Annotated in this window: 14 protein-coding genes; all 14 read left to right on the top strand. The window is 31.6% G+C overall.

Translation table 11 applies throughout. The annotated features are described in order from the left end of the window. Positions 1 to 34: 34 nt before the first annotated feature. The 14 genes from Q0975_RS04090 to Q0975_RS04025 all read left to right on the top strand — a co-directional run bounded on the left by Q0975_RS04090 (position 35) and on the right by Q0975_RS04025 (position 13,784). Positions 35 to 1,249, top strand: a complete 1,215-nt coding sequence (locus tag Q0975_RS04090; RefSeq protein WP_299433467.1) for an FtsX-like permease family protein — start codon at positions 35 to 37, stop codon at positions 1,247 to 1,249. Next, complete coding sequence (locus Q0975_RS04085) at positions 1,246 to 1,914, top strand: ABC transporter ATP-binding protein (protein WP_299433464.1); 669 nt, start codon at positions 1,246 to 1,248, stop codon at positions 1,912 to 1,914. Before Q0975_RS04090 ends, Q0975_RS04085 begins: the two co-directional genes overlap by 4 nt. A gap of 27 nt (positions 1,915 to 1,941) precedes the next feature. After that, complete coding sequence (locus tag Q0975_RS04080; protein ID WP_299433461.1) at positions 1,942 to 2,328, top strand: DCC1-like thiol-disulfide oxidoreductase family protein; 387 nt, start codon at positions 1,942 to 1,944, stop codon at positions 2,326 to 2,328. A gap of 83 nt (positions 2,329 to 2,411) precedes the next feature. Continuing rightward, positions 2,412 to 4,136: a helix-turn-helix domain-containing protein gene (locus Q0975_RS04075; RefSeq protein WP_299433458.1), complete on the top strand. Its 1,725-nt coding sequence runs from the start codon at positions 2,412 to 2,414 to the stop codon at positions 4,134 to 4,136. A gap of 143 nt (positions 4,137 to 4,279) precedes the next feature. After that, on the top strand, positions 4,280 to 4,426 hold the full coding sequence (locus Q0975_RS04070) for a class I lanthipeptide (protein ID WP_299433455.1): 147 nt from the start codon (positions 4,280 to 4,282) through the stop codon (positions 4,424 to 4,426). A gap of 210 nt (positions 4,427 to 4,636) precedes the next feature. After that, entirely contained in the window at positions 4,637 to 4,810 is a 174-nt protein-coding gene (locus Q0975_RS04065; protein ID WP_299433452.1) for a hypothetical protein, read from the top strand. 180 nt (positions 4,811 to 4,990) lie between these two features. Further along, the gene (locus Q0975_RS04060; RefSeq protein ID WP_299433449.1) at positions 4,991 to 5,146 is read left to right on the top strand and encodes a hypothetical protein; all 156 of its coding nucleotides are present in this window, start codon (positions 4,991 to 4,993) and stop codon (positions 5,144 to 5,146) included. Between the two features lie 816 nt (positions 5,147 to 5,962). Then, positions 5,963 to 7,696, top strand: a complete 1,734-nt coding sequence (locus Q0975_RS04055; protein ID WP_299433446.1) for a tetratricopeptide repeat protein — start codon at positions 5,963 to 5,965, stop codon at positions 7,694 to 7,696. Between the two features lie 151 nt (positions 7,697 to 7,847). After that, positions 7,848 to 8,006: a hypothetical protein gene (locus Q0975_RS04050; protein ID WP_299433443.1), complete on the top strand. Its 159-nt coding sequence runs from the start codon at positions 7,848 to 7,850 to the stop codon at positions 8,004 to 8,006. Positions 8,007 to 8,196: 190 nt separating this feature from the next. Next, the gene (locus tag Q0975_RS04045) at positions 8,197 to 8,388 is read left to right on the top strand and encodes a hypothetical protein (RefSeq protein ID WP_299433440.1); all 192 of its coding nucleotides are present in this window, start codon (positions 8,197 to 8,199) and stop codon (positions 8,386 to 8,388) included. Between the two features lie 148 nt (positions 8,389 to 8,536). Next, complete coding sequence (locus tag Q0975_RS04040) at positions 8,537 to 9,751, top strand: lanthionine synthetase C family protein (protein WP_299433437.1); 1,215 nt, start codon at positions 8,537 to 8,539, stop codon at positions 9,749 to 9,751. 20 nt (positions 9,752 to 9,771) lie between these two features. Next, on the top strand, positions 9,772 to 12,006 hold the full coding sequence (locus Q0975_RS04035; protein ID WP_299433434.1) for a lantibiotic dehydratase family protein: 2,235 nt from the start codon (positions 9,772 to 9,774) through the stop codon (positions 12,004 to 12,006). Beyond that, entirely contained in the window at positions 12,006 to 12,899 is an 894-nt protein-coding gene (locus tag Q0975_RS04030; RefSeq protein ID WP_299433432.1) for a thiopeptide-type bacteriocin biosynthesis protein, read from the top strand. The genes Q0975_RS04035 and Q0975_RS04030 overlap by 1 nt, the downstream gene beginning before the upstream one ends. 57 nt (positions 12,900 to 12,956) lie before the next feature. Beyond that, positions 12,957 to 13,784, top strand: coding sequence for a hypothetical protein (locus Q0975_RS04025; protein ID WP_299433429.1), 828 nt, complete (start codon positions 12,957 to 12,959; stop codon positions 13,782 to 13,784).

The raw sequence follows: 13,784 nt of genomic DNA, 5'->3' as shown, positions 1-13,784 counted from the left end.
GTAATCTCTAAGTTGCTTTCTCGACCTATGAGCTATGTCCAAGCAAGTTTTTACTAAAACGAACATATTTATTGCATTACAGTATTTATCCGCACGTAAGAAACAAAGTTTTTTAGCTACAATAGGAGTATTGCTTGGTGTGACTACGTTTATTGTCATGATCAACTTTATGACAGGTGTGAACGATTTTCTGGATGATGCTGTTTTTAATGGAAGTCCTGATATTATTGTAAGTGCTACTACAAGAAAACAGCATGAAAAGAAAGGATTTAATATTGGAGTTAATGCTATCGAACATAGTAAAAGGATCGATGATCTTTTGAAAGAAAATACAAATGTTCAATCTTTTGCACATCAAATCATTTCACCAGCAATTTTGATTAGTGATGCTAAACAATTTCCTGGTAGCATTAATGGTGTTTTTCCTGATCAGGAACGCAATATGGTAGACCTGGAAAGACGATTAATAGAAGGAGAAGGTTTCCAGAGCTTGTCAACGGAGAATACTATTCTCTTAGGAATTAGTCTTGCCAAACGATTACAAGTTTCTGTAGGGGATCAAATTAAAATGATACTTCCAAACGGGAAGAATACAACGTTAACAGTTTCTGGCATATTTAGTTTTGGAATTACTACGATTGATAATGTAAGAACCTATGTTTCTGCAACTACCTTGCAGCATCTATTAGGCCAAAATAGTATTTCTAATATCCATATAAAACTAAAGGACAGAGATGACGTTCGTCTAAAGAGCTATCTAATTGAGAATATCGATAACGTTACCACAGAAGATTGGAAAGATAGTAACAAGACAATTGTCATAGGTAATAAAGTTCGGGATATCCTTACTTGGTCAGTGTCATTTGCATTGCTTTTAGTTGCTGGATTTGGGATTTATAATATTTTGAATATTACTGTTATTCAGAAGAGGAAAGATATTGCCGTTCTGAAAACCATAGGATATTCTAGTAATGATATTGTTTTCATTTTTCTGGTTCAATCTATAATTATTGGTGTGTTAGGAGCTATTTTAGGAAGCGTTCTAGGATATGTAATTAGCTATCTAATTTCTACTACGCCCTTGGATACATCGGATTTTATTATTGTAGATACCTATCCAATTAATTTTAAGATGTCATATTATGTTTTAGGTTTTTCTTTTGGAGTCGTGACAACCATTTTTGCGGGGTACTTTCCTTCTAAGAAAGCAAGCAAGGTAGATCCTGTAACCATTATTAGAGGAATATGATTATAGAAGCACAACATATAGACAAGTATTTTTTGGAACCAGAAAAACATCAGGTATTAAAAGATATTTCTTTATCCATTTCTGAAGGAGAGCTGGTTTCTGTATATGGAGAATCCGGAAGTGGAAAATCCACACTACTGTATATTCTATCAACGTTGGATACAGGTTTTGAAGGAAATTTGAGTATAAAAAATCAAGACATTAAAAAACTCACATCTTCTGCTCTGACAGATTTTAGAAACAAGTACATTGGGTTTGTATACCAATTTCATTATTTGCTTCCAGAATTTAATGTGTTACAAAATGTAATGCTCCCTGCAATGAAGTTAGCTCAAAAGAGTAAAGAAGAGATGAAAAAAGATGCGTTGTCTCTGTTGAATGAAGTAGGTATGAAAGATTTTGCAAAACGACCATCATATCAACTTTCAGGAGGACAGCAACAGCGGGTAGCTATTGCCAGAGCTTTGATTAATGATCCTTCTGTAATAATAGCGGATGAACCTACAGGAAATTTAGATCAAAAAAATTCAGGAGTAATATTTGATTTATTGAAAGAAATTACGGAACGTAAAAACAAAACTGTAGTTATCGCAACCCATAATCCAAAAATTTATCATAATTCTCATCGTACTATTGAAATGATTGACGGTTCTATACGACTATAATCGTGTAAAAACTTAAAAATCAATAAAATGGAAACTTCTTTAGATAAAAGTGTTATTATATTCGATGGTGAGTGTAATCTATGTAATGGTGTTGTAGGTTGGTTAATTCAATTTGCTCCAGAAGATATTTTCCAATTTATTCCTTTTCAATCCCCAAGAGGACAAGAATTACTTAAACAACACGGATATCCAACGGAGCGTTTAGATACAGTAATTCTTATTGATGAAAATGGATCACATACACATTCTGATGGTTTTTTAAAGATTATTTCCAAAATCCCTAAGTGGAAACGTGTTGGAGCACTATTAGCATTTATACCTAGAATGTTGCGTGATGGGATTTATAGATTAGCTTCTCGTAACCGAGTAAAATGGTTTGGACAATCACAAAGTTGTACTATTAATTTTAGATAGCATTTTTCAGCCTATACTTTCAACTAAAAAAACAGATTAAAAAGAATCATTACATTTGGGATTCACACTCCACATACATTGTAATGGCTTTTTTTAAAACACAGATATATTTCCTTTTCTTAGTACTATTTACAGCAATACCTGTTGCTACGAATGCACAGGATACCAACTTTAGTATACCTGATAGTCTAAAAACTAAAACGCCAAACGAGCTGGTAGACTTGATTAAGTCTTCTGATGTTACAGAAATAGAAGTTTATGAAGAAATGTTGGAAGGTTTTCATAAAAAAGACACGGTTATTGGAAAAATATATATCCAATTAGGACAATTTTTTTTCAGAAAAGAAGATTTTAAAAGAAGTATCAAATATGCTAATAAACTTTTTGATATTGAAGACGAACTATCGGATGATAAACTAATATTTCGAGCACATATAATAATAGGGTCAAGTTTTTTACGACAGGGAAAACATCAGAAATCATATGATTACTATTATAATGCGCTACAAATTGCGCAACAGCAAGAAAACCTGGAAAACATAATTATTGCAAATTCTGGTCGAATACTCGTATTGCAGAAAATGAATAAATTGGATAAAGCTTTAGAAATTTCTAAAGAAATGTTACAAGCTATTGATAAAACTTCTTTTAAAAATGGCAGGAGTCATGTAGCCATATTTACTAATATCAATGAAGTATACTTAGATAAAGGACAATACGATTCCGTATTATACTATGCGGATAAAGGTATTGACATGAGCAAATCTATTGATTTAAAAGAAGGCCTTGTAGATTTATATATTAAAAAAGGGATTGTCTATTACTATAAAAAAGAGTTTGATCAGGCTTTTGATAATTTAAAAAAAGCCAAAAATATTTTGGAGCATTATGATATTGGTAATGAGTTTTTTCCAACAGTAAAAGTCAATTACTATATGGCGGGTTGTTATTATGAACAACAAAACTATGATATGGCAATTTATTATCTGTGCAAGACTATGGATTTTATAGAGGAAGAAGATGTAAGTATACGGCCGGTAATCCAATCACATCTGTTATTAGCTAATTGTTATTTTAAAAAGAAAGATTTTGAACAAGGACATTATTGGGAGCGTAGTTATATAAACTTAAATAGTAGCTATCAGGAGGATAAAGACAAAACAGTAGATATAATTTATGAGAAAGAAATTGAAAAGCATGAGAAAGAAATAAGAGAATTAAAAAGTAAAGAAAGCATCGCAACGTATCTATTGATCAGTTCTATTGCGATTTCTTTGGTACTACTACTAATAGGATTTAGATATTATAAAAAGCAGCAATCCAACAAAATAATGTTCTCGGAATTACTTGAAAAAATCAATCATTTAGAGGTAGAAAAAAGTAAAAAAGCTACGAAAAATAGTAGTGCAACAATTGTAATTGATGATGATAAGGTTACAGCAGTATTAAAAGGTTTGGATAAGCTGGAAGATCAGGAATATTTTTTAAAATCTGAATGTGGCTTGGGGTTGATGGCGAAAAAAGTAAAGACCAATACCACCTATCTTACTAAGATTATTCATGCACATAAAGGAAAGAATTTTAATGAGTATATCACGGATTTAAGAATTGAGTACGCATTGCAACGATTAAAAAATGATAAAAAATTCAGAGCTTTTTCTGTGAAGTCAATTGCTGCAGAAGTAGGGTATAAAAGTGATGATGCTTTTGCAAAACGTTTTAAAGCAAAAACAGGGTTAAACCCATCATATTATATTAAGAATATAGAAAAGTTGCAACGAGAAGATGTTATTCCTAAAAGAGCATAAAAAAACAACCCGTTTTTGTCTAATAAAGGGTAGATGTATTGTGATTAGTGCTCCAGAAAAAATATATTTCAATAAGAATATTAATATGGGGGATTCTGAAAATCCAAAAAAGAGTAAGAAACACTAACTAAATCATCTTGTTTATGAAACAACAACAAAACAAAATCAGTCTAAAAAGGCTAACGATTGCTAGGATCAATACGGATGCTATGCGCAAAATTAAAGGAGGTAGTAGCATGCATACAGGTCCGAGACATACAAATGATGAACCTTGTCTTGCAAATCCATGATTAAATACAGATTAAAATTATTTAAAAAAACCCTGCATATTTTGTAGGGTTTTTTTATGACCCTGTTTCATCCAAAACAGGGTTGTTTTGTTTTTTATCCTCTTTTTTTCAATCTAGTTTAGTATCAAAATCAAGCTAGTGTCGACAATTGATTTTGATAAGGGGAAACCGAAAACCTTAAGACAGAGTAGGTAATTAAAACATACAATTATGCTTAAGAACATTTTAAATTTAGAAGGAGTATCTGAACTAAATAAAAAAGAACAACAATCTGTTATAGCAGGACACTGTTCAAGCTGCCCAGGTGCTGCATTTCATGCATGTGTTGCGAGTTGCTCTGGGACTTGTTCCCCAAATGGAACGTGTTATCAAATGCTACATTAATTCAAAAAATGAGGTTGTTTAAAAAGTAACCAAAAACATCGCTTTTTAGACAGCCTCTTTTGTTTTACTTTCTTTTAGGGGGTACTATGTAAATAACAAAACCTAATTAGTTAGTATATAAATTTTATTAAGGGTACACCGAAAACCTTTGTAAAGAGTAGGTAATTAAAACGTATAATTATGCTTAAGAATATTTTAAATTTAGAAGGAGTGTCTGAACTAAAGAGAACAGAACAGCAATCGATCAAGGCTGGTATAGATTATCTAGGAGGCTATTGTTTAGCTCTTTGTAATGGTAATTGCTTAGGTGGATATTGTTATCAAGCATTACATTAATTTTCATTTTCCCTGAAACTCATAAAGCTTCAGGGTTTTTTGTTTTTATTTATTATACCATACTTAAAATGTATTAGAATACAAACAAATTCTCAGCGAGTCAACATCGTCAATTTTATAAATCTGACCATACTTTATTTTTAATACCCTCTAACTCACCATAGTTTAGACCTGAGTATAAAATTATATTGAGCGGAAACCGAAAAGCTAGTAAATAAGAGTAGGTGTTTTTAAAATAATATTAATATCATGAAAAAATCATTAAAAAGTTTAGAACTTAAAAAGCAGATTATTAGTAATCTAAACCTAACTAAGGTCCATGGTGGTTCAGTAGCTAACTCTATGTTTTGTCATACTGTTATTGATTGTGTCACTAAAAATACAGATGAGGTTACGAAGTAATCTATAAGGTAGTTCGATATAAGAAAAAGTATAAGTAAAATCTAATTAGGTGTAATTACGAATTTTATGTTTCCTCTCCCTCTGGGAGAGGATTAAGGTGAGGGGTTTTATTGTCAAAACCCCTCATCCCTGCCCGTTAGGTCAGGCGGGCTAACTTTAACGCTTCGTCTCGCTCATCATTGTTACGCTGTCGCCCAAGGAGAAGGAATTCCTTTAGATGGTAAAACATTAAATAACAGTATATTTCATAGGAATACAGGAAACTCCCAGAGAACAGCTCATGTTTTTTGGGAGTTTTTATTTGATATAATTTTAATGCAATTAACAAAAGGGTTTTAGATTCGTATACAATCTATTGAAATCGTTTTAAGAAAGTAATCGTTACATTTGGATCATCACACAATATCGATCCAAATGATTTCTTTTGTTAAAAGATGTATCGCTAGACATTTACTTCTTTATGTATTCGCATCTGTTTTTTTACTAACAAAAATATACGGGCAACAACAACCAACGGTAATTCCCGATAGCATGCAAAACAAAACCACCGAAGAATTAATAGAATTAATAAAAAAAACATATCCAGGAGAAATTGGTGTATACGAAAAAGCACTTTTGGATAATCAAAATCTAGAGATACATATTGCCGAAAAATATTACGAAATGGGTCGCTTTTTCTACGACAAAGAAGCATATTTAAAAAGTTTGAAATTTTTAGACCAAGCCATATTAATAGCTAAAGCAAAAAAAGAATTAAAACAGCTAGGCAAGGCATATAGTTTAAAGGGACATGTGTATTTGAGAGAAGGTCATGATCAACAAGCATTGGATGCATATTATGCAGCCATAGATATTGCGATTACAACTGGTGATATTGATAGAGAAATGATAACCAAGTCCGGTCTTATTATAGTGCTTACACGAATGAATCAGTTAGACAAAGCGCTTGAGATATCTGAGCATATGATACAGAATATCTATCTTACTTCATTTGTAAATAGTGAAAATCATGTGCGTATATATACAACGATTAATGATGTGTATTTAGCTAAAGAGATGTATGACAAAGTGTTGCAGTATGCTGATGAGGGAATTGAGATTAGTAAATCTATTGATTTTAAAGCGGGACTTCTTGATTTATATATAAAAAAGGGAATGGTTTTCTATCATCAAAAAAACTATAATAAAGCACTCGATTATCTAATCAAATCTGAGAAGATTTTAGCAGCAGAAGATATTGAAAACAAGTTTTTCCCCACAGTTAATATCAACTATTTTATGGCTAGTTGTTATTATCAACAGCAAAAATATAACCAAGCAATCACTTATGCTCGTAAAAGTATTGATACCTTAAAAGAAAGTGATAAAAACAAAGAACCCGTAATTCAATTGCATCTGTTGTTAGCCAATTGTTATAGAGCAAAAAAAGATTACAAACAAGCGTTATTCTGGAATGACGAATATGTAAGGCTCAACAAATATTATCAAATACATAAAGACAAAACAGTAAATAAAATTTACAAGAAAGAAACTCTGCAACTAGAGTCGCAAATAGATGTTTTGCAAAGTGAAATGATAGAGGAAAACAAAACTAATTATGTAACGAATAGTATTTTAATTACTATTTGTTTACTTCTTGTAAGTATTGTAGGTATTTATTTTAAAAAGCAACAAAACAGTAAAAATACGTTTGTACAATTAGTTGAAAAAATAGACCAGCTAGAAGCTAAAGAAACAGTAAAAAGTGGCAAGATATTTACAAAGGAATTAAATATCGATGATCAAAAAGTTAATGATATACTGCATAAATTAGAAAAATTAGAGGAGCAGGAATATTTCCTGAAATCAGATTGTAATCTGAGAGGAATGGCAAAAAAGGTAAAAAGTAATGCAACCTATTTATCTAAGATTATTAGTACGTATAAAATGAAAAACTTTAATGAGTATATCAATGACCTAAGAATTGAGTATGTGCTTAGGCGATTAAAGAAAGATAAAAAGTTTAGATCTTTTTCGATTAAATCAATAGCTTCAGAAATAGGCTATAAGAGTGATAATTCATTTACAAAACATTTTAGGGCTAAAACTGGGATCAATCCATCCTATTATATCAAGAATTTAGAAAAATTAGCGACCGAGTATACGTGAATTTTTTTGTGCAGTAGAAGAAGCGCAAATTGGACAATTTGAGGTATACTAATTATGATTGAAAACACATATAAAGTATATTTCGACATCTAAATATTATGATGCTTAATAGCACATTTTGTATATACTCAAAAACACAAATTTTAAACTCATGAAAAACAAGAAAACAAACGAAATAAATCTGAAAAAGCTTACTATAGCTAGAATTACAATGTCAGAGATGGTTCAAGTTCATGGTGGTAGTAGTCATCCTACTACCATAGATATTGAAGATTCTTATGTTAAGTGTAATGACAGTACAGCTTATTAAATATTAGGCAGTAATTTCCTAATAATAAACACAAATTTAAGTAACCCAAAATTAGCTCCGCAGTTTGAACAAACTGCGGAGTTTTTATTTTTAAGCCTCTAAGTTGTAGCCTACTTTAGTCAGATCAATTTTTGATAAGGGGAAGCCGAAAACCTTAGAATAGAGTAGGTGTATTTTTAAATTTTATATCATGAAAAAATCATTAAAGAGTTTAGGGCTTAAAAAACAAACGATAAGTAGATTAGAGAAAAAATCAGTTAATGGAGGTAATCTTACAGGCACTGGAGCACTATCATTAGGATGCGTTGGATCGGGTGCTACAAATGCGCTATGTAATTCTGTTCCTATTTGGGAAGGAGGAATAGGATGTGTTGCTAAATAATCTTAATTAAATTGTTTTCGAGTTTCCCCAAGATGTACTTCTTGGGGATTTTTTTTCCTCATTTTGTCTAATATAGGGGAGTATAATTTTTCATTTATCCTTTTAGACACTAAATTAGACCAAGAATAATAGCACTAATCAGTTTTTAATGAATACTACTGCAGTTTTAAAAGAGAAATTAAAGGAAATACATCATGTTTTAAAAGAAAATTATAACAACAAAGAACACATAGGTGTTTTAGCAGGTATGTCCGGAATCTCAGTATTCCAGTTTTATTATGCGCGTTTTGTAGAGGATGAACAGATTGCAGATGTAGGCGTAGAGGTTATATCAGAAACCATACAGCGCATGAATGATGGGTATTCTTTTCCTACTTTTTGTGCGGGTATTGCTGGAGCTGGATGGGTGTTAGAATTGCTAAATGAAGAAGAATTTATAGATATTAACAGTGATGATCTTTTATCAGAGTTAGACAGCTATCTTTTTGAATCGATGAATGCAGATATCAAAAATGAAAATTTCGATTTTTTACACGGAGCAATAGGATATGGGTATTATTTCTTAAAAAGGTATCAAAACACAAAATCACAGCCACTAAAAGAAAGGTATACAACATATCTTTTACGTCTCATAGATGCTCTTAAAAATAGTGCTCAAAAAGATGATAGAGGGGTGTTTTGGATGTATGAGTTACGAAAAAAAGAGAACCTTAGAGGCGCTAATTTAAGTTTGTCACATGGAATGGCAAGTGTCATTAATTTTTTAAGTAGATTGTACTCATATGAAGATTTTCAGGAGGTAACAAAAGATTTGCTAGTTGGTGCAGCAGATTTTATAATCAATTGTAAATACCCTAACGAAAACCAGAGTTCTCTTTTTCCAAGTTGGGTGTATCCAGAGATGGAAAAATATACGAATAGTAGATTGGCCTGGTGTTATGGAGACTTAGGGATAGGTATCTCTCTTTGGAAAGTTGGTAAAGTACTAGAAAATAAAGAATATCAGGAATTGGCAATAGACGTGTTAAAACATGCTGCCAAAAGAAGAGATGCAGAAGAAGCACGAATCAATGATACTGGATTGTGTCATGGAGTGTTTGGAATCGTCTCTATGTTCAATTTTATGCATATAGAAACTAAAGAATTAATATTTAAAGAAACAGCAGACTTTTGGATGGGAGAAGCATTAAAAATGGACACGTATACAGATGGGCATGCAGGATATAAACAATGGAGAGGTGATAAAGAAGCATGGCAAAATGAAACTAATTTGTTAGAAGGAATTGCCGGAATAGGGTTGTCAATGATCTCATATTTAACACCGTCAGAAAATCAATGGAACGAATGTTTAATGATTAGCTAATCCTAAATAGCAAAAAAACTATGAGCTATAAAAATTTTCCAAAATACGTTTTACGTACTCCACTGTTTTCCTTTTCATTTTACAAAGAACTAACTCAGAATAAAATACTAGGAGAAGATGATCTAAAACAAATTTGCTCCGACAAAATTATCAAAGAAGCTATTTTTTTAGCTTCACCTTCTTTATATCAGGAATTTGAAAAATGGCTAAAAGGAGCTATAAAAGATAAGGAAACATCAGAACGGATGATGTATTCAGTATTAAAATACATTAGTCGAATGTCCTCCCGATGTACACCATTTGGGCTTTTTGCAGGAACAGCAGTAGGAGAGTTTTCAGAGACTACGACTATGGAGCTTTCTGATAAATCAAAAAACAATCGCCATACCCGATTGGATATGAATTATTTGGTAGCAATGTCTCAGGATATCGTTAAGGACAAAACTATTAAAGATCAGCTTTTATTTTACCCGAATACCAGTATATATAAAGCCGGAAAACAAATTAGATATGTAGAATACACTTATGTAGAAAGCAGAAGAGTACATCATATTGTGGCTGTAGAAGATTCGGAATATTTGGAAAAAGTGCTTTCTGAAGCAAGAAAGGGATCACTTCTTTGTGATTTAGCAGAGGCATTAGTAGATGATGAAATTAGTAATGAAGAAGCTTCAGGGTTTATAGATCAATTAGTAGAAAGTCAATTATTAATTAGTGAATTGGAACCATCCGTTTCAGGTCCGGAGTTTTTAGATCAAATAGTACCTGTTTTAAAAAAAATATCGGGAACTGAACATATCATTTCTGAGCTAGAAAGTGTGCAACTTACACTGCATAATATTGATAAGAATATTGGAAACTCTGCTGATGAATACATAAAGCTTAGCGAGTCCTTAAAGAAGTTAGGAACTGGTTTTGAGCTAAAATATATGTTTCAAACAGATATGAGTCTATCATTAGAAACTAATACGCTAAGCTATGATACTGTAAAGAAGATAAAGAAAGGCTTGTCATTACTCAATAAATTGACATTACCGTCAAAAGAAACATATATTTCTAGATTTAAATCAGCTTTTTATGAACGATATGAAAGCAGAGAAGTTCCTTTGTCAAAAGCACTTGATGTAGAGTTAGGAATTGGGTTTTTGCAGGATAAAGACTCAGGAGATGTAAGTCAGATAATTGATGACCTTGTATTACCATATAAGCAAGAAAAAAATGTCGTAAAAGAGGTTAAGTGGTCTCCAGTACATTCAATTCTTCATGAAAAATTAATAGAATGTATTAAACAGCAGCAAACCATTTTGGTATTGAATGACAAAGACTTTAATGATTTTGAAGAAAACTGGGAGGATATACCGGATACTATTTCTTCTATGATTGAATTAGTAAATATAGATAATACTGAAAAAATAATCATGTCTAGTTGTGGCGGTTCAAGTGCTGCAAATTTATTAGGACGCTTTTGTCATGGAGATGAAGATTTAGATACATATACGAAGGAAATAATTGATGTAGAAACAAAGTTAAATCCTGATAAAATTCTTGCAGAAATTGTGCATTTGCCTGAGTCTCGAGTAGGGAATATTTTGATGAGACCTAGTTTTAGAAAATATGAAATTCCGTATCTGGCAAAGTCTATTCTTAATGATGAAAACCAACTTTTGTTGGATGATTTAATGATTTCTGCTAGTGCAAGAGGGAAAGTGACGTTGAGATCTAAAAAATTCAATAAAGAAGTGGTTCCGCACCTAACTAATGCACATAATTTTTCTAGTAATGCTTTGCCTATTTATCAGTTTTTAGCGAATATGCAAACTCAGAATCAAAGAGGAGGTATTTCTTTTGATTGGGGACCGTTTGCAGATGAATATGATTTTTTGCCAAGAGTAGAGTATAATGATATTATATTTTCTAATGCTACTTGGAATGTTTCGTTATCAGAAATTGAACCTTTATTAAAGAACTTGAACGATGAAAAGGAATTTTGTAAAGAACTAGATAAGTTTGTGAAAAATAAAAATATACCTCAGTTTGTACTTCTAGTGGATGGAGATAATGAATTGTTGACTAATTCTAATAATACCACATCCATGAAAATGCTATTGAATACGGTAAAAAAGAGAGGTAAATTTAGACTTAAAGAATTTTTACATGCTAAAGGAAGTGTTGTAAAGGAAGGGACAAAAACATTTACAAATCAAATTGTAATGTCATTTTATAATGAAAAGAAATTAAAAAATTTGCAGAATTAATGGTTGATGTACAAAGATCCTTTATTGTGGGTAGTGAATGGTTGTATTATAAAATTTACACTGGTCCTAAGACCTCAGATTTAGTTCTGACGGATATTATTAGACCTGCTGCAATGAGTTTATTAGAAAACAATACTATTGATAAATGGTTTTTTATCAGATATAATGATCCAAAACATCATATTAGGGTAAGATTCCATTACAACAACCCTGAAAATGTTGCTGGAATTATTAATTCATTATATACATCGCTTAAAGAATTTTCTGATGAAGACCTAATATGGAAAATACAACTAGATACCTATCAACGGGAGATAGAACGCTATGGAGTAAAAACGATGGATCAATCAGAAGAACTGTTTTTTCTGGATAGTAAGATGATAGTAGATTTCTTGGATATGATTGATGGAGATGAAGGAGAAGAATTGAGATGGTTATTTGGAGTAAGAGCAATAGATCAAAAACTTAAGGATTTTGGTTATAATGAAGATGAGAAACTAGCTTTGATGGAAAAATTAAAGATAGGTTTTGGAGCAGAGTTTGGAATGAATAAGAACCTTAAGAAACAGATGGATAAGAAATTCAGAAATGAACATGATAAGATTAAGAATTTTTTGAATTTTAAAAGAGAAATGGATGCTGATTATGCTCCTATTATTGATGTTTTAGAAGAGAAAAGTAAGAATAGTGAAGCTTTGACTAGAGATATTCTATCTGTTGTCAGTAAGTCAGAATTAGATGATATGATGGGTAGTTATATTCATATGCTAATGAATAGGTTATTTAGATCCAAAAATCGCTTACACGAAATGGTGATCTATGATTTACTCTATAGAACTTATAAAGTAGCATGGGGAATTAGAAAATTCAAAAAAAACAAAGAGATCGTCTGATTTAAATACTGGGTTTCTATTGTATTTTATCGTAAATTTAGGTTTAGGACTTAAAAAGTGGGAATTACAAGAAGGAAATTTGTAAAAGACTCTTCGCTTGGGATGATGCTGATTGCACTTCATCCTGAAACTTGTTTTGTCCATAATGCTAATGCTAAGCAAGATTTAATAAAAAGTATTAGACTACTTACAAGTACTCCAATTTCTCAAATGAAGGCGTTTTATGTTGAGAAATTGGGATTATCCTTAGCATATGAGAAAGAAGATAAAGAAATTACTTTTGTAGCTGGTAAATCCACCATAACTTTTATTAAAATAGATTCAACTTTAGGTGATCCTTGGTATCATTTTGCCTTTAATATTCCAGAAAATAAATTGCGTAAAGCTAGAGCCTGGCAATTAGAAAAGACTGATTTGATTCCTACTCCCAAACGAGCTAGAGATCCTAATTTTCCGGATGATGTAAGGCATTTTAGGAATTGGAATGCACATTCCATTTTCTTTTGGGATCCTGCAGGTAATCTTCTGGAGTATATTGCTCGCCATGATCTAAAAAATAGTTCATCTGGAGCGTTTACATCTAGGGATATCCTAAATGTTAGTGAAATAGCCTTTGTTGTCGATGATCAACACAAAGAATCAGAAATACTACATCAGAAGTTAGCGTTAGATGTATATCCTAAGGACAGCAGTTTTTGGTGGGCAATGGGAGATCAAAATGGTCTATTATTATGCATTCCCAAACGAATTTGGGGAGAAAATACTGATCAACCTAAAAGATTCGATGTCTTTAAAACTGAAGCTACTGTTATAGGTGAAAAAGATGAAGAATATAAGTTTTCTAATTTTCCGTATTTGGTAAATATGATTAAAAATGAAGTATAG

Origin of the sequence: uncultured Aquimarina sp. (genome assembly GCF_947500065.1) — a bacterium.
Taxonomy (GTDB): domain Bacteria; phylum Bacteroidota; class Bacteroidia; order Flavobacteriales; family Flavobacteriaceae; genus Aquimarina.
This window is presented reverse-complemented; position numbering and strand designations above follow the sequence as displayed.

Bases quoted from the DNA above. Each gene is read 5' to 3' on its own strand.
- Q0975_RS04090 (WP_299433467.1), top strand. From the start codon at position 35: ATGTCCAAGCAAGTTTTTACTAAAACGAACATATTTATTGCATTACAG.
- Q0975_RS04085 (WP_299433464.1), top strand. From the start codon at position 1,246: ATGATTATAGAAGCACAACATATAGACAAGTATTTTTTGGAACCAGAA.
- Q0975_RS04080 (WP_299433461.1), top strand. From the start codon at position 1,942: ATGGAAACTTCTTTAGATAAAAGTGTTATTATATTCGATGGTGAGTGT.
- Q0975_RS04075 (WP_299433458.1), top strand. From the start codon at position 2,412: ATGGCTTTTTTTAAAACACAGATATATTTCCTTTTCTTAGTACTATTT.
- Q0975_RS04070 (WP_299433455.1), top strand. From the start codon at position 4,280: ATGAAACAACAACAAAACAAAATCAGTCTAAAAAGGCTAACGATTGCT.
- Q0975_RS04065 (WP_299433452.1), top strand. From the start codon at position 4,637: ATGCTTAAGAACATTTTAAATTTAGAAGGAGTATCTGAACTAAATAAA.
- Q0975_RS04060 (WP_299433449.1), top strand. From the start codon at position 4,991: ATGCTTAAGAATATTTTAAATTTAGAAGGAGTGTCTGAACTAAAGAGA.
- Q0975_RS04055 (WP_299433446.1), top strand. From the start codon at position 5,963: ATGATTTCTTTTGTTAAAAGATGTATCGCTAGACATTTACTTCTTTAT.
- Q0975_RS04050 (WP_299433443.1), top strand. From the start codon at position 7,848: ATGAAAAACAAGAAAACAAACGAAATAAATCTGAAAAAGCTTACTATA.
- Q0975_RS04045 (WP_299433440.1), top strand. From the start codon at position 8,197: ATGAAAAAATCATTAAAGAGTTTAGGGCTTAAAAAACAAACGATAAGT.
- Q0975_RS04040 (WP_299433437.1), top strand. From the start codon at position 8,537: ATGAATACTACTGCAGTTTTAAAAGAGAAATTAAAGGAAATACATCAT.
- Q0975_RS04035 (WP_299433434.1), top strand. From the start codon at position 9,772: ATGAGCTATAAAAATTTTCCAAAATACGTTTTACGTACTCCACTGTTT.
- Q0975_RS04030 (WP_299433432.1), top strand. From the start codon at position 12,006: ATGGTTGATGTACAAAGATCCTTTATTGTGGGTAGTGAATGGTTGTAT.